The sequence below is a fragment of the Bacillus sp. AFS012607 genome (assembly GCF_002558005.1).
Taxonomy (GTDB): domain Bacteria; phylum Bacillota; class Bacilli; order Bacillales; family Bacillaceae_G; genus Bacillus_A; species Bacillus_A thuringiensis_S.
Window position 1 is genome coordinate 310,779 of record NZ_NTVM01000005.1, and the last position, 23,577, is coordinate 334,355.

Here is a 23,577-nt window from a genome sequence, read left to right on the forward strand (position 1 = left end):
TATAGAGAGGGCGGTAATTATGATGACTACAGCAGAACAAATTCCATTCCAATTGATTTTAAATAGTGGTAACGCACGAAGCTTTGCGATGGAGGCACTTCAATTTGCCAAACAGGGGAAAATGGTAGAAGCAGATGAAGCGATGGTAAAGGCGAAAGAAGCGATTAATGAAGCGCATCATTTCCAAACAGAGCTCATACAATCAGAAGCAAGAGGAGAAAAAACAGAGGTTAGTGTTCTTTTAATTCACGCACAAGATCATTTAATGAATGCGATTACAGTGAAAGAATTAGCAGCAGAGTTTATCGATCTTTATAAAAAGCTTGAAGCGAAAGGGGAATAGAGCATGACTGGAATTAAAATTGCTACAATCGGCGGTGGATCTAGTTATACACCAGAGTTAATTGAAGGATTTATTAAACGTTATGATGAGCTTCCTGTTCGTGAAATTTGGTTAGTAGATATTGAGGCAGGAAAAGAAAAGTTAGAAATTGTTGGTAACTTAGCGAAACGTATGGTGAAAAAATCTGGTTTACCAATCGAGGTACATTTAACACTTGATCGCCGTGAGGCATTAAAAGATGCAGACTTCGTAACAACACAACTTCGCGTTGGTTTATTAGAAGCACGTGCAAAAGATGAAGCAATCCCATTAAAATATGATGTAATCGGTCAGGAAACGAATGGTCCTGGTGGTTTATTCAAAGCACTGAGAACGATTCCTGTTATTTTAGATATTTGTAAAGATATGGAGGAGCTTTGTCCGAATGCATGGCTAATTAACTTTGCGAACCCAGCTGGTATGGTAACAGAAGCTGTCCTTCGTTATACAAATATTCAAAGAGTAGTTGGTCTATGTAACGTTCCAATCGGAATCCGCATGGGTCTTGCAAGATTACTTGAAGTAGATGCAAGTCGTGTCCACGTTGATTTTGCAGGTTTAAATCATATGGTATACGGACTAGATGTATACTTAGATGGCGTAAGTGTAATGGATCGTGTGTTAGAGCTTGTAACAGATCCGGAAAAGCAAATTACGATGGAAAATATCGCAGCGCTTAACTGGGAACCAGACTTTATTCGCGGCCTTCGTGCAATTCCATGTCCATATCATCGTTATTACTACAAAACACGTGAAATGTTAGAAGAAGAAAAAGAAGCTTCTGTTGAAAAAGGTACACGTGCAGAAGTAGTAAAACAATTAGAAAATGATTTATTTGAGTTATATAAAGACCCGAATTTAGATATTAAACCACCACAATTAGAAAAACGTGGCGGCGCTTATTATAGTGACGCAGCATGTAGCTTAATTACGTCTATTTACAACAATAAAGGTGATATCCAGCCTGTTAATACACGAAACAACGGAACAATTGCAAGCTTACCAGATGATTCTGCTGTTGAAGTGAACTGTATTATTACGAAAGAAGGTCCAAAACCAATTGCGGTCGGAGATCTTCCAGTACCAGTTCGCGGTTTAGTACAGCAAATTAAATCATTTGAGCGCACAACAATTGAAGCTGCTGTTACAGGTGATTATCATAAAGCGCTGCTTGCTATGACAATTAACCCACTTGTACCATCAGATACAGTTGCAAAACAAATTTTAGATGAAATGTTGGAAGCACATAAAGAATATCTTCCGCAGTTCTTCAAAAAGGTAGAGAAGTAAAAGCGGCGCTATTTAGCCCGCTTTTTTTATTCTATCCCACTTTAATGGGCAGTAAGACCACTACCTCAAAATTCAGCGAAAACAAAGAAATTAGGTGGGGGATCAACTGCCCATAAAAGTCCGATTGGTTCAACTAATAATCAGTGGGGGGGAGAAAACCCCCCACTGATTAAAGTTTCACTTTATTAGGAGGTATTACGATGATTAAGTTAATTGTAAACGCAGATGATTTCGGTCTTACAGAAGGTACAAATTGCGGCATTATTGATGGGCATATAAACGGACTTGTAAATTCAACGACGATGATGATGAATATGCCAGGAACAGAGCATGCGGTACGCTTAGCCAAAGAGTATGAAACGCTAGGAGTAGGAGTACATCTTGTATTAACGGCAGGAGAACCACTTCTTGGAGACGTACCATCACTTGTAAGTAGCGATGGATTGTTTCATAAACAAGGTGTCGTAAGGGAAGGAAATATAAATCCAGAAGAAGTTGAGAGAGAGTGGACTGCTCAAATTGAGAAATTCCTATCTTACGGATTAACACCAACTCATTTAGATAGTCATCATCATGTGCATGGTTTACCGATTTTACATGATGTTCTTGAGAGATTAGCGGCTACATATAATGTTCCGATTCGTCGTTGTGAGGAAGATAGAGCGGTGCGCCCATTTTCTGATGTGTTTTACAGTGACTTTTATGCGGATGGTGTGACGGAAGATTACTTTGTGAAGTTAAAAGAAAGAGTACAAGGTGAACAAACGGTAGAAATTATGGTTCATCCAGCTTATATTGATCCAGAGCTTGTGAAGCGTTCTTCTTACGTAATGGATCGTGTGAAGGAATTGCGTATTTTAACAGAGAGCGAATTACCAGAAGGAATAGAGCTTGTGAAGTTTTAATAGAAAAACGACGGCTACATCATGCCGTCGTTTTTTATTTATAAAATGGATAGAGCATATCCGCCAAATGCCCCGAGTATAACGATAACCCAAGGTGGTGTTTTCCAAAAAGCGAGCAAGCAAAATAGAAGAGATGCAAAAACAAAATCTACAGCGTTCATAATTGTGCTTGTCCAAATAGGATCATAAAAAGCTGCTAGTAAAATACCGACAACAGCGGCATTGACTCCAAGTAGTGCGCCTTGTATGAATGATATTTTTCTCACGCTGTTCCAAAATGGTAAAACACCAATAACGAGTAAGAAAGCAGGGAAGAAAATTGCAATTGTTGCGAGTAATGCCCCAAGCGTCCCGTTTAACACTGCTCCTATATAAGAGGCGAATGTAAACAGTGGTCCTGGTACTGCTTGTGTTAATCCGTATCCAGCTAGGAACTGTTCTTTCGTCATCATTCCGTTTTGTACGAACTCACCTTCAAGAAGAGGCAGCACGACATGTCCTCCTCCAAATACAAGTGCGCCAGAGCGATAGAAACTATCAAATAAAGCGATGTAATAAGAGAACGGTCTTAATATTGGTAGCAGTAGTAATAGTCCAAAGAATAAGACGAGACAAGAAACTGCTATCTTTTTTGAAATAGGTACTTTTATATGTTGAGATTGGCTAATTGGTTGGTTGCGATATAACAACCAGCCGATAAAGCCACATATTATGATGAGGGTGACTTGTGTCCAACTACTTGGCCATAATAAGGCGATTGCGGCAGTTACAATCGCAATCGTTGCACGATTTCGATCTGGAGTTAACTTCCGCGCCATTCCCCATATGGCATGAGCGACAATAGCGACTGCTACAAGTTTTAGTCCATGAATCCAGCCAGCACTTCCAAGATCGAACTGATTAAGGAATGAGGCGAAGAAAACCAAAACAAGCACAGACGGTAAAGTGAATCCAATCCATGAAATAATAGCTCCTAATAGCCCGCCCCGTAATAATCCAACCCCCATACCGACTTGACTGCTGGCAGGACCGGGAAGGAATTGACATAGTGCTACTAAATCTCCATAGCTTCGTTCATCCATCCATTTTCTTTTTTGCACGTATTCGTGGTGGAAATAGCCGAGATGAGCGACAGGACCGCCGAATGAAGTAAGTCCTAATTTAAATGAGACGAGAAAAATCTCTAATAATGTATGAAAAGTGTATTTGTTAGTTTTCAATGGAACCTCCTATAATATTTTTCTATGTGCATTATACAAGAGACTTTCAATCTACAGGAACAATTACAATGTAAAGATTTTGTGAATCTTTTCTTTGTAATTAAAATTGAAAAAGTCATAAATGATTATGTCTAAACCATAAAGTAGTAGAAGTAGTGCTGGGAAATTTATATAAGGAGAATGCCTTATGACAACACATTTCTTTGCCAGGTTAACAGGTAAGAGGGAAGTGCCTCCTGTAAATACAGAAGCTTTTGGGGTAGCAGAGTTTATTTTTAGTGATGATTTAACGAAATTGCATTACAGAGTAATACTAAAAAATATAGAAAAGGTTACATCGTGTCAAATTCATTTAGGGAAGTCTACTCAAATTGGTCCTGTTGTTTTATATTTGTATGGTCCACTAGAGCAAGGGATTAGCTTGAACGAGGGAAGCATTACTGGTGTAGTGAATGTGGAGGATTTTGAGGGACCTTTACAAGGGAAATCATTTGTACATTTACTTCAAGAAATTATTCAAGCAAATGTATATGTTAATGTTCATACGAAATCACAAAAAAGAGGAGAAATAAGAGGGCGAGTTAGAAAAGTAAAGAAATAGAGGAAAAGGCTGTCCATATGTTGGAACAGCCTTTTCTTCTTAATATAAGGTGCTAGTTTTAGTGATTATTGTCGGTAAAGCGATATATTTTGAAAATCGCTGATATAACTCGCGTTACGGTTGATATTTTTAAAAACTGCCTCGATTAATTTTTCGCAGGCTGATTTTTAATAAAGAAGTCCATAACGTAAAATACTTCGTCATCAGGTATTTGTATTTCAAATGTATTTTCAATTGGTTGCAATGCTTTTTTTACTTTCATATACATCCAGTATTCATCTTGTCTTCTTTTCTCTTTATCAGGGTGAGGAAGAAGGCTTTCTCCTTTTTGAAGACGGTCAACCATACAGCTCATATGCAGAATAACACCCATTAAGCTATCAGGAGTTAGCTGTAAGGAAATTAATTCTTGAATTGTATTTAATGCGTAACGAATTGTTTTGATAAGTAATGCCCCATCGTTACGCTGCATTTGTTGTTCAAGAATATCCGCCATTTTTGCATATGTTTCTTCATACGTAATTAATTCTTGAATGGGCTGAATCGCTGTGTAGTTTACGATGTCTTGGAAATGATATGTTAAGCACGGCACTTGCACATCGAAATTCGTGACGATACAAATGATGTTACGCTCTTTTTTTATGTTCTCAATCATTTTCGTTAAATCTTTTTCATGGACGATACTAATCGGAATAATTTCAATTAAGTCTTTATCAAATCTTAAATAGTTTTCTAACATTTTTTGAATAGCTAAAGCACTTCCTTCACCAGTTAAACAAGCTGTTAAAATAACAGATTTCATTGGAGAGAGAGGTTTTTTCTTTTCTTCTTGTACGTTTAAGTAAAATGGTGTTAAATTTTTTACTGTTTCATACAGTGCATCTAATGAATAACCGAGCTGAGCTTTTCGAGCTGCTTCTAGTGCATGTGGTGTGCTCGTCATCGAGAGAACACGTACAGGGATTTTGAACTCCGTTTCTAATATGTCACCGATATAAGCAAGTGACCCCATATCGACAAGTAAGAGAAGCCCATTTACATTTTGTAGTGTTTTCATATACACTTTCACACGTTCCAAGAAATCTTTCGGTGATTCGTGTAACGGCATATCAATACCGGTTACTTCCTCAATGCCGAGAAGTTCGTTTGCAACGTTTGCCATTTCAGTTGCGATGCCATTACCGTGTGCTAATATTAATACTTTTACTTCTGTTTGTGAGGCAGGAATTGGATCAACAACGAAGAACATTGTTAAAAAGCCAGCTTCATCAATAGGCATTGTTATTTGTAATTCTTCTTCCAGTAGTTGAATGCATTGCATAGCTACGGAAAAAGCTTCTTTATATTTCGTACGAATTTGATTTAATTGTGGGTGATGTATTTGTTTTCCGCTTTGTAAACGTTGTAGAGTTGTCTGTACATGTAAACTTAAAGCGAGAAATACTTTTTCATCAAACGTCTTAGATAAATGCTTTTCAGCAAGTTCCGCTATTTTTTCACATACGGAAACGATATTACGATCCACAATTTTAAAAACATTTTCATGGCTTGTTTTTTTGGATATTTGGTTAAAATATTGTACGAAAAAGCTTTGAACATCATTTTCTATTAGTAATTCTAATTCTTCCTCTTCAATACCACGGGCTTGAAGTTCTTCGTATTTATAGTCAATATAATCGTAAATAGAAGAGCGTTTTTCATCTTCTGTTTTATGATTACTCCAACCTTCCTCACCTGTAAATACAAATGTTTCATTTGGTATTTGGTATAAGTGACGGCTCTTCCTTTCAATGAACAACCCTTCTTTCATATACCAAGGTAAATCTGTACTTGAAACATAGACAGAATCACGTTTCTTTGTGACCAAATCAGAATAGGCTTTCGCACAGGCAATTTGAACATCTGTTTTTAATTGACCAATGTTATTGGGACAATTATAAAAGACGAAAGCACGCATTGCATTTGGGCTAACGTGAATGTCTTTTCGCAGACGAATTGCTTCATTTGTGAAAAATAGCTGTAGTAAAGCAAAGCGCTCTTTATGTGTACGCTCACGAAGTGGTGGCAGCGTAACAGTCATCGGTATACGTCTTGTAAATGTTTTTAATAAAAATGAATTTGGTTCTTCTGTTGTTGCAGTAATGATTAATACTTGTGCTTTACGTTCGTTCTCTGTTTCTCCAAGGCGGCGGTACACTCCGCGGTCAATAAAGGTGAAAAGCATTTCTTGTCCCTCTGGAGGTAGGCGATGTACTTCATCTAAGAAAAGAATTCCTTCATGTGCTTTTTCAATTAATCCTTTTTGATCACTTGCTCCTGTGTAAGCTCCTTTTTTAATCCCAAATAATTGCCCGAGTAGTAGCTGTGGATTATTTGCGTAATCAGCACAGTTAAAGACGATAAATGGTGCATTTTTAGGAAGCTGTTCAACTTCAATTGCATATTCGTGCATTAAAGAAGCAAACATAGACTTTCCGACCCCTGTTTCTCCCAGTAGTAAAGTATGCATACCGTTTGGAGGATAGAGCATAGAAGCTTTCGCTTTTTCAATTGCGATTTTAAGGCTCGTATTTTCAATTGCAAATGTATCTAATGAAGTTACTTCTTTTGAATGCGTTTCCAACGAAGTGTTCGTTTCTATGTAAAAACGAACAGGTCGCGTATTTGTTTTTAATAAACGTTTATCTTTTACAAGTTTGTTTAAGTCGCTACTTACATTGGCGCGATCTAGTTGCAACAGGGTAGCTAGTTCTGATGCGGTTACACCTTCTGTATAATTGCCTTCTTGTATTGCGTTAAAAATGAGATCTATTCGTTTCATTTCTATTCACCTCGAAACTTCATCACTATTTAAAATTTTACACAAAAACGGGAAGGGTGGGAAGAGAAAAATAAAACAGCTTTAGCACATAGGCACTAAAGCTGTTACAATCTTGTGTCTTTCCAAAAATTTACCTTGAGATGAGAAGAAGGATTATAGGGAAGAAGTTTGTATCCTTGTGACTGTAAATAATCAATTACTTTTGGCAGTATTTGTACGGTTACACTCGAATCATGCATTAAAATGACTTCTACTTGTTCATCACTTTGATTACGTACTCTTTCGAGTATGGCAGAAGGATTGTCATAGCTTTTCCAGTCGTATGTATCGATTGTCCAATCCCACATTTTATACTGGGCCGATACAAGTGCGTCACGGTAATTCTTTTTTAAGTAAGGCATACTACCATATGGAACGCGAACGAGATGTGTATTTAATTTCGTAACTTGCTGGACAATGCTTTGTGTTTGCTCCATTTCTGCAATTAAAGTGGAAGGGTCACCAGTGTAAAGGCGTTTTACATCATGTGACATGCTGTGGAGACCGATATAATGTCCTTCTTTAATTAATCTTTGCATCGTTTTTGTGTAATGTGGCACTTTTCCGCCAATAACAAAGAAAGTTGCTTTTCCGTTCTTTTCTTTTAAGATGTTTAAAATTTGTGTAGTATATTTGTTTGGCCCGTCATCAAATGTTAAGTACGCAATTTTTTGTGTAGGAGAGGTCGTTTCAGTATTTGGATGATATTCAGCAGGAATAACAGTTGTTGCTTCAGTATTAGATGATGCGTACATAGTAATGGTTAAAAATAAAATAATACATTGCAATACTCGCTTGATCATAACATTCACCCTCAGTTTGACAATCAAGATGTAAAAAGAAAACTTGATACGTTTCTTATTATGTATATCTTTCTCCAATAGAGGAACTCTCAAACAATCTATATTTTGGAAATGTAAAATAATGAATAAAAAAATAGCATCCTCTTATAAGAAAGAGGGTGCTATTTGAATATTTCATAATGGTAAAGGCTATACTACAATTAGTCTTCGCGTTTTTTCACTTTTTTATAAAAGGAAATAAGTGGTTTGTAACGTTCATGTACAAGCCCGATTATTTCAGCAATGATTTCTGTGAAGAAAATCAAAGCGAAAAGAAGAATAATGGATAACCATAACGTTGCACTAGTGAAAATAATGGCATTTACACTAAAGAAAATACCGAATGCGTATATGATTAGTACCGTTTTGCGATGAGAGAATCCCATTGCAAGTAAGCGGTGATGTAAATGCGATTTATCTGGTGCTGAAATAGGTTTTTTATTTACGATACGACGGATGATTGCAAATATCGTATCAAATATAGGTACACCTAAAATGATAATTGGAACAATAAAACTGAATAACGTTACACTTTTGTATAATCCAAGTAACGATATAACAGAAATACAGTATCCTAAAAATAGTGCTCCTGTATCTCCCATGAAAATTTTTGCTGGATGGAAGTTGTAGAATAAAAATCCAATTGTACTTGCTAATATAATTAATGCGAGTGGCAAGATAATCGCTGTTCCAGTACCCCATGGGCTAGTGAAGGCCATATATGCTAGCGTTGCAAGTACGATAGATGAAATCCCAGCAGATAATCCATCTAAGCCGTCAATTAAGTTGATTGCATTCGTAATACCTACAAGCCAAAATACTGTAATTGGATAAGCAAGCCATCCAAGTTCAGTATCCCCAAGGAATGGGATATATAATACTTGCACTAATAATCCACTTTTTACAATCATAATGGCAACTAACAGTTGTCCACCGAATTTTACTCTCGCAGATAACTCGTACATATCATCTAAAATTCCGATGATTACAATGATAATCGCACCTAGCGTTATCGATAACATTCTTTGCTCATATAAGCCGCCGACAACAAATCCTACAGCTACACCGATAAAGATTGCTAAACCGCCAAGACGTGGCATAATCTTTTGGTGCACTTTACGTGCGTTTGGCTTATCTGTCGCTCCTATTTTAAAAGCTAATTTAATAACTAAAGGAGTAACGACGAGTACAGTGATGAAAGATGCCAAAATGGCATAAATCACTTGTGAGTCCATTAATACCCCACCCTTTATAGTCTAACGTAATTTTTTTTTTGAAAATATATTTATCTGAAAATTATGATGTTTATTTACAGGCTCATAACATATGGTATCACAAAAAGATTAGAATTCAATCTTTTTTTCTTTTTACGGTTAATGGAAGCGGATAGAATATATGACAATTGTATATAGAATATTGAATCATATAAGAAGGTTAATCGTACTGGACTTTGGAATATGACATTTCCTCTTTTTCTTCGATAGTGAATACTTTTAGTTCAGTATTATAAGTGTTACACGTAGAAATGAGTAAGTCTCGTGTTAAAATGTGGGAATTTATCTGGAGTGAGCTGGTAACTGGATTCCCAATGATTAAGTTTCACTTTATATTATAGTGCATTTAATTTTACAAAAACTTTAAAAAGAATGAGGGAAGTAATTCATATAATGAAAAAGGAAAAGAGTTTTCTCATTTTTAATGTGAGAGGGGGAAGCACAGGGAGAATTCTATATTTCATATCTTTTCTATTGTATATTCCTGTGCGAAAAGGAAATGAAAATTACGATAGTAGGTACTGGATATGTTGGGTTGATTACAGGAGTAGGATTGGCAAAGTTGGGGCATTCAGTTACATGTTTTGATATAGATGATGAGAAAATTGAACGGATAAAACAAGGGGATTTACCTATTTATGAGGTTAGATTACATGAATTAATAAATCATGCATATGAGAATAATGCTTTAACTTTCACATCAAATAAAGAAGAGGCGTTTGAGGATGTAGAGTTTATATTTATTGCAGTTGGAACACCACCTTTATTAGATGGGACGGCGGATTTAACGTATATTCAGAGTGCTTGTAATGATATTGGAGTATATGCGACGAACGATATTATTGTTGTTACGAAAAGTACAGTTCCAGTAGGTACAAATGATGTAATGAAAGGATGGATTGAGGAGGAGTTAAAGGGGAGATATACATTACATATCGTATCGAATCCAGAGTTTTTGCGTGAAGGTTCAGGTATTTATGATTTCTTTCATGGAGATCGTATTGTAATTGGAGCAGATAGTGAGGAAGTAGCAAGAAGAGTAGAGAGTTTGTATAGCAAATTACGCTTAGAAACGTATGTTACAGATATTAAAAGTGCAGAGATGATTAAATACGCGTCGAATGCCTTTTTAGCTACAAAGATTAGTTTCATTAATGAAATTTCAAATATATGTGAGAAGGTAGGCGCAAATGTATTGGATGTTGCTAAAGGGATGGGAATGGATAAGAGGATCGGTGCATCTTTTTTAAATGCGGGTATTGGATACGGGGGATCATGTTTTCCAAAAGATACGAAAGCGCTGGTGCAAATTGCGGGAAATGTTGCTCATGATTTTCGTTTGTTAAAAGCGGTTATTGAAGTAAATAATAAGCAACAACTGCTATTGATTGAAAAAGCGAAAAAAGTCATGAACATGAATAAAAAGCGGATTGCAGTTCTTGGCGCATCCTTTAAACCGAATACGGATGATATTAGAGAGGCATCATCTCTTATTATAATAGAAGCATTAATTAATATAGGTGCAGATATTGTTCTTTACGACCCAAAAGCAATTCAATATGTGAAAAATATATTTGGAGATGCTATACAATATAGTAGATGTATAGATGAATCGATTAGAGATGCGAGTGCGGTTTTTATCGTAACAGAATGGGAAGATATTCAAACTTATCCGTTAGAAAAGTACGTACAACTTATGAGGGAGCCTATTTTATTTGATGGGAGAAATTGTTATACTGATGAAGATGTTAAGAAACAAAAGATAGATTATTACTCGGTGGGAAGAAAAAGTATTTGTAATAGAAAAGTTTCTGTTATGCGTTAAAAAGGGATGTACTCATACATATTTTTATATGTCATAATAGAAGCTGTAATTAGTGAAAGAAAAGAGGCAATCACATGACTGAACGTTTAAAAGTAATGACAATTTTCGGGACACGTCCAGAAGCAATTAAAATGGCACCTCTTGTATTAGAGTTGCAAAAACACCCAGAAAAAATTGAATCGATTGTGACTGTAACAGCACAACATCGCCAAATGTTAGACCAAGTATTAAGTATCTTTGGAATTACGCCAGATTTCGATTTAAATATCATGAAAGACCGCCAAACTTTAATTGATGTTACAACGCGTGGCTTAGAAGGTTTGGATAAAGTAATGAAAGAAGCGAAGCCGGATATTGTACTTGTACATGGTGATACAACAACAACATTTATTGCAAGCTTAGCTGCTTTTTATAATCAAATTCCAGTAGGTCATGTTGAGGCGGGCCTTCGTACGTGGGATAAGTATTCTCCATACCCAGAAGAGATGAATCGTCAATTAACAGGTGTAATGGCGGATCTTCATTTCTCACCAACAGCAAAATCAGCAACGAACTTACAGAAGGAAAATAAAGATGAGTCACGTATTTTCATCACAGGAAATACAGCGATTGACGCGCTACAAACGACTGTAAAAGAAACATATAGTCATCCTGTACTAGAGAAACTTGGAAATGATCGTCTTGTACTTATGACAGCTCACCGTCGTGAAAACTTAGGTGAACCGATGCGTAATATGTTCCGTGCAATTAAGCGTCTTGTTGATAAGCATGAAGATGTACAAGTTGTGTACCCTGTTCATATGAACCCTGTTGTTCGTGAAATAGCAAATGAAATTTTAGGTGAACATAACCGTATTCATTTAATTGAGCCGCTAGATGTAATTGATTTCCACAATGTTGCAGCTCGTTCATACTTAATGTTAACTGATTCTGGTGGTGTACAAGAAGAAGCTCCATCACTTGGGGTACCAGTTCTTGTTCTTCGTGATACAACAGAGCGCCCTGAAGGTATTGAAGCAGGTACGCTGAAATTAGCAGGAACAGACGAAGAGACAATCTTTGGTCTTGCTGATGAGTTGTTATCAGATAAAGAAGCTCATGATAAGATGGCGAAAGCATCTAATCCTTACGGTGATGGTCGTGCATCAGAGCGTATTGTAGAAGCAATTTTACAACACTTTAATAAGTAAATAAAAAAGGCCCAATCGGATAGATTGGGCCTTTTTGTTATGGCTGATTGCGCATAATCCACTCTGCATGAGCATTTGTAGAAGGTGGCGGATCAGTTGGTGTTTTATTTTGGTTTGTTTCTTTTTTTGTTTGTTCGTTAGAACTTGAATTTGAATCAGGATTTGAGTTGTTTTTTGTAGTTGGATTTTTTGCTTTTTCTCCTAATTCTTTTTCAATTTCGTTACGCACCGTTTCTACACTGATTGGATCTGGAAGGAAGTAATAAATACCGCCTATCTTTTTGTCTTCGCCTTCAAGCTTTAACGTTTGCATTGTAGAAGGATCAAATCCAGAAATTTTATTGTAAAGAGCAAGTCCGTCTGAAATAGGAATGTCGGTTTTTATATATTTTCCAACGACAGCCGTTAAATCTTTAATTTTAAATACAGTAGATGTGGAGTTTAGTTTATGAGCAACAGCGGCCAGTAATTGTCTTTGTCTAGCAGCTCGACCATAATCGCCATTTGGATCTTGCTTTCGCATACGGACGTAAGCAAGTGCTTCTTCACCGTTTAAGTTTTGCTGTCCTTGCTTAAATTGAATTTTTTTGTAGTAATCCACGTCAGAGCGCTCCCAGAAATCGAAGGGTACGTCAACAGTAACACCGCCAACAGCATCAACGATACCTTTAAAGCCTTGGAAATCAATTTTAAGATAATGGTCTACAGGAACTTTTAGAAAGCCTTCGACAGTTTTGATTGCCATTTCTTCTCCGCCGTAAGCATGGGCAGCGTTAATTTTGTCTTCTTTATTTTTACCAACAATTGTAACTCGAGAATCACGAGGAATACTCATAAGTGAAATCTTTTGCGTTTTCGGGTTGACTGTTGCAAACATTAATGAGTCTGTACGACCATTTTGACCGTCTGTCGCATAATCTTCTATACCCATAATGAGAATTGTAAAAGGTTCCTTTGTAATTTCTACATCTTTGTTTCTTAAATCCGATTTTTCACGAGTAAAACCACTATACATCCCCATAAGAGAAGAGTAAGAATTTAACACATAAACTCCTATACTGCCAAATAAAAATGCGAAAATAAGGAAGAAGAAAAGTTTCCTTCTTCGTTTCTTTTTTATTCTGCTATTTTGGAGATGATAATAACGTTCTTCCATATATAATCTCCTTAGTTCGTTAGTTCATTTGTAGGGAAGTAATTCACTACATTAATCTTTAAAGGTGATAAAAGAGTTATGCTTAGATAACATCTTGTTCTAAGTACAACATATCTCCTTCTGTAATTGTACATTTCCCGTTTGTTAATTCAATCATCCAATCTGTAAAGGCTTGTTTGCCGTCTTCTTCAACATACGTATCAAATGTGACATTTTCTAGATAATGTATATCTTTAATGGCATATTTTGAATTGCGTAATTCATTTTCCACTTTGCCAAGTAATGTGTAATCAATCTCGGTTTGCATCACACGCATTAGTTTTCGCTGGACAACACCGACATGATTAATGCCTTCGCTTGTACACTTTCCATATGCACGAATTAATCCACCTGCGCCAAGTTTAATGCCACCAAAATAGCGTGTTACGACAACAACGGTATCTTTTAGTCCACGTTTTTTAAGTACTTCTAGCATTGGTACGCCAGCTGTACCGCTAGGCTCGCCGTCATCATTTGCTTTTTGAATATGATCTTGTTCGCCAATTAAATAAGCGGAACAATTATGTGTTGCATTCCAATGTTGTTTTTTTATTTTTTGTATAAATTCTTGAGCCTCTTCCTCAGTCGTTGCTCGGCTAATATAACAAATAAATCTTGATTTTTGAATGACGATTTCGTGTTCGCCGTAGTCTTTGATTGTTAAATATTGTAATAGCACTTGTATACGCCCCTATCTATCAAAATGACTAGTACTTTCCATTTTAAAAGCGAGCCTTTTTATATTCAAACATTTTTTCTAAATACGTTGAAGTTTTTGGTGATTATTTTATCTTTTTGTTGTAATTTGTCGAGATGGTGAGTATAATTTCAACCGGCATTTCCCTGTATGGATGCACCATTTGTAGTTTTCGTGTAAAATTAGGAAATAAAACTTTTTATAAGGCAGGTACGAAAATGAAAATAGCTATTGTTACTGATAGTACAGCATATATACCGAAGCAAATTCGTGATGAACTCAATATATATATGATTCCATTAAACGTTGTGTTTGGAACAGAATCTTATCAAGAAGAAGCTGAAATTTCAGCAGATGATTTTTATGTGAAAGTACGTGAACAAGAGGAACTTCCAAAAACTTCTCAACCAGCAATCGGAAAGTTTGTTGAGCTATATGAAGAACTAGCTAAAGATTATGATGCAGTTATTAGTATTCACCTATCAAGTGGAATTAGTGGTACATATCAAACATCAACAACAGCTGGACAGATGGTAGAGGGTATTGATGTATATACGTATGACTCTGAAATTAGTTGTGAAGTACAAGGATTTTATGTGCGTGAAGGTGCAAAGTTAGCAAGTGAAGGAAAGAATCCAAAAGAGATTATCGCTCGTTTTGATGAAATGAAGAAAACGATGGACGCCTATTTTGTAGTTGATGATTTACATCATTTGCAACGTGGTGGTCGATTAAATAGCGCGCAAGCTTTCATCGGCAGTCTGTTACAAGTGAAGCCAGTTCTATATTTTAGAGATAAAATCATTATTCCGTTTGAAAAGATTCGTACACGTAAAAAAGCATTAAAACGTATCATTGAAATTTTTGATGAGCAAGCAAGTAAAGGTGTACCTATGGAAGCAGTTATCATTCATGCGCAACGTGAAGAGGAAGCGAATGAATGGAAGAAAGAATTAGAAGCAAAATATCCTCACGTCACAATTCGTACAGGTTATTTTGGAGCTGTAATTGGTACGCACTTAGGTGAAGGTGCATTAGGTCTTGGATGGTATACGAAGTAATAAAGATATAAAAAGCTCTCTTTTTAAGAGGGTTTTTTTACGGGTATGTTACGTTTAGTTGACAAGTTAATATTTGGAAATGGTAAAATGTACGTAAAATAAAATAATGAGGAAAGTTTTATAACTTACTTTTTACAAGAAACTATATTATAATAGAAGAGAGGTGAAACATATGGAGCATAATTCTTGTTTATGTCCAAAGTTTGAGTCAGCTTTTACTTTGCTTAGTAAGAAATGGACTGGCTTAATTATTAAATCTTTGCTTGAAGAGTCGAAACGTTTTAGAGAAATCGCAGATATCATCCCAAATATGAGCGATCGTATGTTGTCAGAGCGTTTGAAGGAATTGGAAAGCGAGGGCATTGTAGTTCGTGATGTTTATCCAGAAGTACCAGTTCGAATCGAGTATGGCTTAACTGACAAGGGAAAAGCGTTAGAAAGTGTTATGGATGAGGTCCAAAATTGGGCTGAGAAATGGATGAAGTAGCATTTCATTTGTATTCGTATATTTAATAAAACGTAAGGGATTCCTTACGTTTTTTCTTTGTTCACAGAAGTGAGAAAAGTATATAAATTTCTACACATACATACAAAAATATACGAATTTTGCGCTAGAGCTACAAATAATATTACATTTGTTTTACAAAAACGTAACATTAGCAAAAAAAATCCCGAATTATGGTATAAATTTTATAGGTTATATACGGAAAAAGAAAAAAGAAAGCGGTGTAAAAAATAAAATGAAAAAGCTAAAAATGGCATCTTGCGCATTAGTTGCAGGGTTAATGTTTTCAGGACTAACACCAAATGTATTTGCAGAAGATAAAATTTCTGACGTGAAATCACAAATTAATACACAAAATGACACTTTACATAAACAACAACAAGAACGTGATGAATTACAAAAACAAATGAATGACTTAAACAAAACAATTCAAGGTTTAGATAAGTCTGTTCAAGAGAATGCTGCAAAACTTGATGAAACAACGAAAAAAGTTTCTGATACTGAGCAATTAATTGAAAAGAAAAATAAAGATATTGCAGAATTACAAACAAAGATTGCAAAACGTGAAGAGTTATTAAGAAAGCGTTTAGTTGCACTTCAAGAACAACCAAATACGAACGTTGTAACAGAAGTTCTTGTAAACTCTAAAAACGTTGCAGATTTAGTTGATCGTTTAACTTCTGTTTCTAAAATTCTTGAGTCTGATGAAGATATCATGAAAACACAGCAAGAAGATCAAGCTAGTGTGAAAAAAGATGTTGCAACGGTAAAAGAGAAACAAAAAGAATTAAAAGAAGCACAAGCTCAAATTGAAACTGCTAAGAAAGAACTTGACGCTGAAAAAGAGAAAAAAGCAACAGCGGTAAACGATTTAAGCGGTAAAATGGATACAGTTGTAACTACAATGACAAGTACGGAAAGCCAATTAAAAGAGCTTGAACAACAAGCATTAAAATTACAACAAATTGCTGAAAAAGAAGCGCAAGAAAAAGCTGCACAAGAAGCTGCTGCTCAAAAACAAGCAGAGCAAGCTGCACAACAACCAGCAGCGGCTCAACCAGCACCAACACAAGCTCAACCAGCAGCTCCAGCAAATAATGCTGTACAAGCTCCAAAAGAAGAGTCTAAAAAAGAAGAGCCTAAAAAAGAAGAAGCGAAAAAACCAGCTCCAACTCCAGAAGTACCAGCTGATACTAAAGGTGGCAGACAAGATGTTGTCGAAAAAGCTAAAGGTTTAGTAGGTCTAAAATACGTATGGGGTAGTGCGTCAATTTCAAACGGTGGTTTTGACTGCAGTGGTTTAATCTCTTATGTTTACGGTTTAGGTCGTCAAGATACTAGAAGCCTGTGGAGTTCTGTACAAAAGATTAGCGCATCTGAAGCGAAACCAGGAGATCTTATCTTCTTACAAGGTACATATAGAGAAGGTGTATCTCACGTTGGTATTTATATCGGTGGCGGTCAAATAATTCATGCTGCTGATGAGTCAACAGGTGTTACTTACGGTAGTGTAAATAGCTCTTACAACCAAAAACATTTCTTAGGTTACGGAAGATTATAGAATTATAATTCAATAAAAAACGTGTATAAAGTCGATAGCTTACTATTTTATAAGTAGGTTATCGGCTTTTTTGAGTTTTTACGGGATTTGAAGAAGGGTTTATAGTAGTGCTGGAGGTGATTGTTGATGCTGGCGGGGAAACAGTTGCTATTAGACGAACTTTCTTCAGATTTACAGAGGGAATTAAATGATTTGAAAAGGAAGGGAGAGGTCATATGTGTACAAGGTGTAAAAAAGAAGAATTCTAAATATATGTGCCAACGCTGCGGAAATGTAGATCAGCGGCTATTTGCGTCGTTTTTATGTAGAAGGTGCAGTAAAGTGTGCACATATTGCCGGAAGTGTATAACGATGGGGAGGGTAAGTGAATGTGCTGTACTTGTTCGCGGGATTGCTGAAAGAAAGAGAGAAAAGAAATTAAACTTGTTACAGTGGAACGGGAAGTTGTCTACTGGTCAGAATTTGGCGGCACAAGGTGTTGTAGAGGCTATTAAGCAAAAAGAATCATTTTTTATTTGGGCTGTATGCGGGGCTGGGAAAACAGAGATGTTGTTTTACGGTATTAACGAAGCGCTTCAAAAAGGAGAAAGAGTTTGTATCGCAACGCCGAGAACGGATGTTGTTCTGGAATTAGCACCGAGATTACAAGAAGTATTTCCATATATAAAGGTAGCGGCTTTATATGGAGGGAGTGTGGATAAAGAAAAAGATGCAGTACTAGTCGTTGCGACCACGCATCAATTATTGCGTTATTATAGGGCGTTTCATGTCATGGTTGTAGATGAGATAGATGCTTTTCCATATTGTGCAGATCAAATGTTACAGTACGCGGTAAAACAAGCGATGAAAGAAAGGGCGGCGCGTATTTATTTAACTGCGACTCCAGATGAAACGTGGAAGCGAAAATTTAGAAAAGGTGAACAAAAAGGTGTTATTGTTTCTGGACGATATCACCGTCATCCTTTGCCAGTTCCTTTATTTTGTTGGTGCGGGAATTGGAAAAAAAGCCTCATTCATAAAAGAATTCCTCGAGTTTTACTACAGTGGTTACAAACATACTTAAATAAAAAACATCCTATTTTTTTATTTGTCCCCCATGTGCGATATATAGAAGAGATAAGCCTGTTGTTAAAATCATTAAACAAGCGAATTGAAGGTGTACATGCAGAAGATCCGGGGAGAAAAGAAAAAGTAGCGGCTTTCAGAAAAGGAGAAATCCCATTATTAGTTACAACGACAATTTTAGAGCGAGGCGTAACGGTGAAAAATTTGCAAGTAGCGGTTTTAGGGGCTGAAGAAGAAATATTCTCAGAAAGTGCACTCGTACAAATTGCGGGCCGAGCAGGGCGGAGCTTTGAAGCACCGTATGGAGAGGTCATTTATTTTCACTATGGTAAGACAGAGGCGATGGTGCGCGCGAAAAAACATATTCAAGGTATGAATAAAAATGCCAAAGAACAAGGATTGATCGATTAATGCATTGTTTACTTTGTGATGAGTGTTTTGTAGAAAAGGTTAGTTGGTACACTTTTTTTGTAAAGTGTCATAGAAAATATATATGTGATAGATGTAAGCAGAAACTTTCCTATATTATAGGAGAAATTTGCATGGAGTGCGGCCGACCTTTAGAATTTGTTCCTGCCTCATTTCAAGAAGACGGTATTTGCATAGATTGTATAAGGTGGATGAATGAGGAGAAGTATCGTCCTTTTAAAAACCGTTCGTTATACATGTACGATAATGAGATGAAAGAAATAGTAGCACAGTTTAAGTTTCGGGGTGATGCAGAGTTAGTGCGCATTTTTTATCGTCCTTTTCGAAGTTTATTTCAAAAGTATTTTGCTGATGTTTCAACCGTTATCGCTGTTCCGCTTAGTAAGGAAAGGGAAGTTGAACGTGGCTTTAATCAAGCAGAGTTATTAGCAACTTGTTTGCCTGTCCGTATTTCTGATTTTTCCTTAAGACGGCGAGAAACAGAAAAGCAAAGTAAGAAGACGCGTAAAGAAAGGATGTCAGGAAGCAATCCTTTTTATTTTCAGGGAGAAGAGATGTTTTGTGGGCAACATATTTTACTCGTTGATGACGTGTATACGACAGGAATTACAGTTAGGCAAATCGGAAGTTTGTTATATGAAAGAGGGGCAAGGGAAGTATCTAGTTTGACACTTTGTAGAAGTTAATATGGCAGTGTCGAAAGGGATAATAAAAAGGCGATAAGTCTTCTTTGACTTCATATGTTGTCATTCGTTATAGTCAAAATATGGGGCGAATGCCCTGATTTTTAGAGTGAAGGGAATGGAATGAACATGCAAGGACGAGTGAAATGGTTCAATGCAGAAAAGGGATTTGGATTTATTGAGCGCGAAGATGGTGACGATGTATTTGTCCATTTTTCTGCTATTCAACAAGATGGGTATAAGTCATTAGAAGAAGGGCAACAAGTAGAGTTTGACATTGTAGATGGAGCACGTGGACCACAAGCAGCTAATGTTGTAAAACTGTAGGAATATTGTTTTTGGGAAGAGAAAGCTGCATTTGTGGCAACGTTATATATATGGTAGAACCTCTTGTTTTGCGCAAGGGGTTTTTTATTATAGGGTAAGTTGTCAAAAAGTTGTTTCTTTTCTGTAACGAATTGGCCACACTTATATTCGTTATTCACGATGTTAATAGGATAAAATAAAGATAGAAACGATGCATCTTTTCATTTCAACAAAAAACGATAAAAAAATCGCAATTCCACTAATTTTTTTAAAAAAGTTAGAAGGAGTTTTTAAGCCAGTGTCGAAATTATAGTACATAGGCTTGAAAGGAGGAATTCATCTATGAAATTCAACATTCGTGGTGAAAATATTGAAGTAACTCCAGCATTAAAGGAATATGTAGAGAAAAAACTAAGTAAGTTAGAACGTTATTTTGATACATTCCCAGAGATTAAAGTTAATTTAAAAGTATACTCTGACAAGCAACGTGTCGAGGTAACAATACCATTTACTGATTTATTACTTCGTGCAGAAGAAACTAATAGCGATATGTACGCTGCTATCGATTTAGTAGTTGATAAAATTGAGCGACAAATTCGTAAACATAAAACAAAAGTAAATCGTAAGTTACGTGAGAAAGGTTCTATGAAAACAAACTTTATCCTTCCAGAAGCAGTAGCTGTTATGGATGAGGTAGAAGAGGATGAATTAGAACTTGTACGTACAAAACGATTCGATTTAAAACCGATGGACGTTGAAGAAGCGATTCTACAAATGGATATGCTAGGACATAATTTCTTCGTCTTCACAAATGCTGATACAAATGAAACTAATGTTGTATACGGCCGTAAAGATGGGAAATATGGTTTAATCGAAACTAAATAATAATTCGAAAGCGCAGCCGAAATGGCTGCGCTTTTTTTGCTGAAAATAGATTTTTAAAAAACTTTTCTTAATTTAGAACGAGACATTCGGCCGATTGTTGTCATAGTTATAAGACAAGTGTTACAATTATCATTAGGTATATACATTTTAGTTTTTTTAATTAGGAGAAAAATTGGCATAACATACATTTGATTTTTACAACGACTGATTGTAATAGAGAAAAAGAAAACAATCGGAAGTTTTATTTTAATAAAAGAGGAGCGTATTTCCTATGATCGGTATTTTAAAAAAGGTGTTTGATGTAAACCAACGCCAAATTAAACGTATGCAAAAGACAGTTGAGCAAATTGATGCATTAGAGTCATCTATTAAGCCACTAACTGATGAACAATTAAAAGGAAAGACGCTTGAATTTAAAGAACGTCTAACAAAAGGTGAAACAGTAGATGATCTACTACCGGAAGCTTTTGCAGTTGTTCGCGAGGCGGCAACTCGTGTTCTTGGAATGCGTCCATATGGCGTACAGTTAATGGGTGGTATTGCCTTACATGAAGGGAATATTTCTGAGATGAAAACGGGTGAAGGTAAAACGTTAACATCTACATTACCTGTATATTTAAATGCTTTAACAGGAAAAGGTGTTCACGTTGTTACAGTCAATGAATACTTAGCACAACGTGATGCGAACGAAATGGGACAACTTCATGAGTTCCTTGGCTTAACGGTAGGAATTAACTTAAATAGTATGTCACGCGAAGAGAAACAAGAGGCTTATGCTGCTGATATTACGTATAGCACAAATAATGAGCTTGGATTCGATTACTTACGTGACAACATGGTTTTATATAAAGAGCAGTGCGTTCAACGTCCACTTCATTTTGCTATTATCGATGAAGTCGATTCTATTTTAGTCGATGAAGCACGTACGCCGCTTATTATTTCGGGACAAGCTCAAAAATCAACAGAGCTATACATGTTTGCAAATGCATTCGTTCGTACGTTAGAAAATGAAAAAGAGTATTCATTTGATGTGAAAACGAAAAATGTAATGTTAACAGAAGATGGTATTACGAAAGCAGAGAAAGCTTTCCATATTGAAAACTTATTCGATTTAAAACATGTAGCACTTCTTCACCATATTAATCAGGGGCTTCGTGCACACGTTGTTATGCACCGTGATACAGATTATGTTGTACAAGAAGGCGAAATCGTAATTGTAGACCAATTCACTGGTCGTCTTATGAAAGGTCGTCGTTATAGCGAAGGATTACACCAAGCAATTGAAGCAAAAGAAGGTGTAGAAATTCAAAATGAAAGTATGACACTTGCGACAATTACATTCCAGAACTACTTCCGTATGTATGAAAAATTATCTGGTATGACTGGTACAGCGAAAACAGAGGAAGAGGAATTCCGTAACATTTACAATATGAACGTTATTGTAATTCCAACAAACAAACCGATTATTCGTGATGATCGTGCTGATTTAATCTTTAAATCAATGGAAGGTAAGTTCAATGCTGTTGTTGAGGATATTGTAAATCGTCATAAACAAGGGCAACCTGTTCTTGTAGGTACAGTTGCAATTGAAACTTCAGAGCTTATTTCAAAAATGTTAACGCGTAAAGGTGTACGTCATAACATTTTAAATGCGAAAAACCATGCACGTGAAGCAGATATTATTGCGGAAGCTGGTATGAAAGGTGCTGTAACGATTGCGACGAATATGGCTGGTCGTGGTACAGATATTAAGCTTGGAGATGATGTGAAAATCTTCGGTCTAGCAGTTATCGGTACAGAACGTCATGAAAGCCGTCGTATTGATAATCAGTTACGTGGTCGTGCTGGTCGTCAAGGGGATCCTGGTGTGACGCAGTTCTACTTATCGATGGAAGATGAATTAATGCGCCGATTTGGTTCAGATAATATGAAAGCAATGATGGATCGTCTTGGTATGGATGATTCCCAGCCAATTGAAAGTAAAATGGTTTCTCGAGCGGTAGAGTCTGCACAAAAACGTGTTGAAGGAAATAACTATGATGCACGTAAGCAGTTATTACAATACGATGATGTACTTCGTCAGCAACGTGAAGTGATTTATAAGCAGCGTCAAGAAGTAATGGAATCGGAAAACTTACGTGGCATTATTGAAGGTATGATGAAATCTACAGTAGAACGTGCTGTTGCGCTTCACACACAAGAGGAAATTGAAGAAGATTGGAACATTAAAGGTCTTGTTGACTACTTAAATACAAACCTTCTTCAAGAAGGAGACGTAAAAGAAGAAGAATTACGTCGCCTTGCTCCTGAGGAAATGAGCGAACCGATTATCGCGAAATTAATAGAGCGTTACAATGACAAAGAAAAGCTTATGCCAGAAGAGCAAATGCGTGAGTTTGAGAAAGTTGTTGTATTCCGCGTTGTAGATACAAAATGGACGGAGCATATTGATGCGATGGATCACCTTCGTGAAGGTATTCATTTACGTGCTTACGGTCAAATTGATCCACTTCGTGAGTACCAAATGGAAGGATTTGCGATGTTCGAGTCAATGGTTGCTTCTATTGAAGAGGAAATTTCTCGTTACATTATGAAAGCTGAAATTGAACAAAACTTAGAACGTCAAGAAGTTGTTCAAGGTGAAGCTGTTCATCCATCTAGCGACGGCGAAGAAGCGAAGAAAAAGCCAGTTGTAAAAGGTGACCAAGTGGGCCGCAACGATTTATGTAAATGTGGTAGCGGTAAAAAATATAAAAACTGCTGTGGTATTGTTCAGTAATATAGGGCGGTAGCTTTGGCTG

The 23,577-nt window shown here is 36.4% G+C and carries 20 protein-coding genes; 14 read left to right on the forward strand and 6 right to left on the reverse strand.

Annotation, left to right across the window (positions count from 1 at the left end; all coding sequences use genetic code 11):
• Positions 1–19: 19 nt before the first annotated feature.
• The 3 genes from CN409_RS04310 to chbG all read left to right on the forward strand — a co-directional run bounded on the left by CN409_RS04310 (position 20) and on the right by chbG (position 2,577).
• Positions 20–343: a PTS lactose/cellobiose transporter subunit IIA gene (locus CN409_RS04310; protein WP_000989059.1), complete on the forward strand. Its 324-nt coding sequence runs from the start codon at positions 20–22 to the stop codon at positions 341–343.
• A gap of 3 nt (positions 344–346) precedes the next feature.
• Positions 347–1,672, forward strand: coding sequence for a 6-phospho-beta-glucosidase (celF, locus tag CN409_RS04315; RefSeq protein ID WP_000145760.1), 1,326 nt, complete (start codon positions 347–349; stop codon positions 1,670–1,672).
• A gap of 200 nt (positions 1,673–1,872) precedes the next feature.
• The gene (gene chbG / locus CN409_RS04325; protein WP_000593447.1) at positions 1,873–2,577 is read left to right on the forward strand and encodes a chitin disaccharide deacetylase; all 705 of its coding nucleotides are present in this window, start codon (positions 1,873–1,875) and stop codon (positions 2,575–2,577) included.
• 38 nt (positions 2,578–2,615) lie between these two features.
• Here the strand turns inward: chbG and CN409_RS04330 are convergent, their stop codons facing one another.
• A complete protein-coding gene (locus tag CN409_RS04330; protein WP_000856216.1) occupies positions 2,616–3,797 on the reverse strand; it encodes a chromate transporter in 1,182 nt (393 codons plus the stop codon).
• 187 nt (positions 3,798–3,984) lie between these two features.
• Between CN409_RS04330 and exsM the strand changes: the two genes are divergently transcribed.
• The gene (exsM, locus tag CN409_RS04335) at positions 3,985–4,398 is read left to right on the forward strand and encodes an exosporium regulatory protein ExsM (RefSeq protein WP_000207046.1); all 414 of its coding nucleotides are present in this window, start codon (positions 3,985–3,987) and stop codon (positions 4,396–4,398) included.
• A gap of 145 nt (positions 4,399–4,543) precedes the next feature.
• On the opposite strand, the gene CN409_RS04340 is transcribed toward exsM, so the two are convergent.
• The 3 genes from CN409_RS04340 to CN409_RS04350 form a co-directional block, all read right to left on the reverse strand.
• Complete coding sequence (locus tag CN409_RS04340) at positions 4,544–7,219, reverse strand: sigma-54-dependent transcriptional regulator (protein ID WP_000820954.1); 2,676 nt, start codon at positions 7,217–7,219, stop codon at positions 4,544–4,546.
• Between the two features lie 104 nt (positions 7,220–7,323).
• Positions 7,324–8,061, reverse strand: coding sequence for a polysaccharide deacetylase family protein (locus CN409_RS04345; protein WP_000597185.1), 738 nt, complete (start codon positions 8,059–8,061; stop codon positions 7,324–7,326).
• 200 nt (positions 8,062–8,261) lie between these two features.
• The gene (locus CN409_RS04350) at positions 8,262–9,335 is read right to left on the reverse strand and encodes a glycosyltransferase family 4 protein (RefSeq protein WP_000378320.1); all 1,074 of its coding nucleotides are present in this window, start codon (positions 9,333–9,335) and stop codon (positions 8,262–8,264) included.
• A 538-nt stretch (positions 9,336–9,873) separates the two neighbouring features.
• Here CN409_RS04350 and CN409_RS04355 point away from each other — a divergent pair.
• Both CN409_RS04355 and wecB read left to right on the forward strand, forming a co-directional pair.
• Positions 9,874–11,199, forward strand: a complete 1,326-nt coding sequence (locus CN409_RS04355) for a UDP-glucose dehydrogenase family protein (protein ID WP_016078169.1) — start codon at positions 9,874–9,876, stop codon at positions 11,197–11,199.
• Positions 11,200–11,273: 74 nt separating this feature from the next.
• Entirely contained in the window at positions 11,274–12,389 is a 1,116-nt protein-coding gene (gene wecB, locus CN409_RS04360; protein WP_000140145.1) for a non-hydrolyzing UDP-N-acetylglucosamine 2-epimerase, read from the forward strand.
• A gap of 37 nt (positions 12,390–12,426) precedes the next feature.
• Here wecB and CN409_RS04365 read toward each other — a convergent pair whose 3' ends face one another.
• On the reverse strand, positions 12,427–13,545 hold the full coding sequence (locus tag CN409_RS04365; RefSeq protein WP_000392802.1) for an LCP family protein: 1,119 nt from the start codon (positions 13,543–13,545) through the stop codon (positions 12,427–12,429).
• Between the two features lie 82 nt (positions 13,546–13,627).
• Positions 13,628–14,263, reverse strand: coding sequence for a YigZ family protein (locus tag CN409_RS04370; protein WP_000926669.1), 636 nt, complete (start codon positions 14,261–14,263; stop codon positions 13,628–13,630).
• Positions 14,264–14,499: 236 nt separating this feature from the next.
• Here CN409_RS04370 and CN409_RS04375 point away from each other — a divergent pair, with 236 nt between their 5' ends.
• From CN409_RS04375 to secA, 8 genes are all read left to right on the forward strand, one after another.
• On the forward strand, positions 14,500–15,342 hold the full coding sequence (locus CN409_RS04375) for a DegV family protein (protein WP_000684725.1): 843 nt from the start codon (positions 14,500–14,502) through the stop codon (positions 15,340–15,342).
• A gap of 172 nt (positions 15,343–15,514) precedes the next feature.
• On the forward strand, positions 15,515–15,829 hold the full coding sequence (locus tag CN409_RS04385) for a winged helix-turn-helix transcriptional regulator (RefSeq protein WP_000400856.1): 315 nt from the start codon (positions 15,515–15,517) through the stop codon (positions 15,827–15,829).
• Between the two features lie 148 nt (positions 15,830–15,977).
• Complete coding sequence (locus CN409_RS04390; RefSeq protein ID WP_000499489.1) at positions 15,978–17,408, forward strand: C40 family peptidase; 1,431 nt, start codon at positions 15,978–15,980, stop codon at positions 17,406–17,408.
• A 126-nt stretch (positions 17,409–17,534) separates the two neighbouring features.
• Entirely contained in the window at positions 17,535–18,884 is a 1,350-nt protein-coding gene (comFA, locus tag CN409_RS04395; protein WP_002083580.1) for an ATP-dependent helicase ComFA, read from the forward strand.
• On the forward strand, positions 18,884–19,588 hold the full coding sequence (locus tag CN409_RS04400; RefSeq protein ID WP_086391190.1) for a ComF family protein: 705 nt from the start codon (positions 18,884–18,886) through the stop codon (positions 19,586–19,588). Before comFA ends, CN409_RS04400 begins: the two co-directional genes overlap by 1 nt.
• 126 nt (positions 19,589–19,714) lie before the next feature.
• Positions 19,715–19,912: a cold shock protein CspC gene (gene cspC, locus CN409_RS04405; protein ID WP_001990088.1), complete on the forward strand. Its 198-nt coding sequence runs from the start codon at positions 19,715–19,717 to the stop codon at positions 19,910–19,912.
• Between the two features lie 321 nt (positions 19,913–20,233).
• Positions 20,234–20,776, forward strand: coding sequence for a ribosome hibernation-promoting factor, HPF/YfiA family (gene hpf, locus CN409_RS04410; protein ID WP_000671187.1), 543 nt, complete (start codon positions 20,234–20,236; stop codon positions 20,774–20,776).
• Between the two features lie 271 nt (positions 20,777–21,047).
• Positions 21,048–23,555 carry a preprotein translocase subunit SecA gene (gene secA, locus CN409_RS04415; protein ID WP_000579374.1) on the forward strand — a complete coding sequence of 836 codons (2,508 nt, stop codon included), beginning with the start codon at positions 21,048–21,050 and terminating at the stop codon, positions 23,553–23,555.
• The last annotated feature ends 22 nt before the right edge of the window (positions 23,556–23,577 follow it).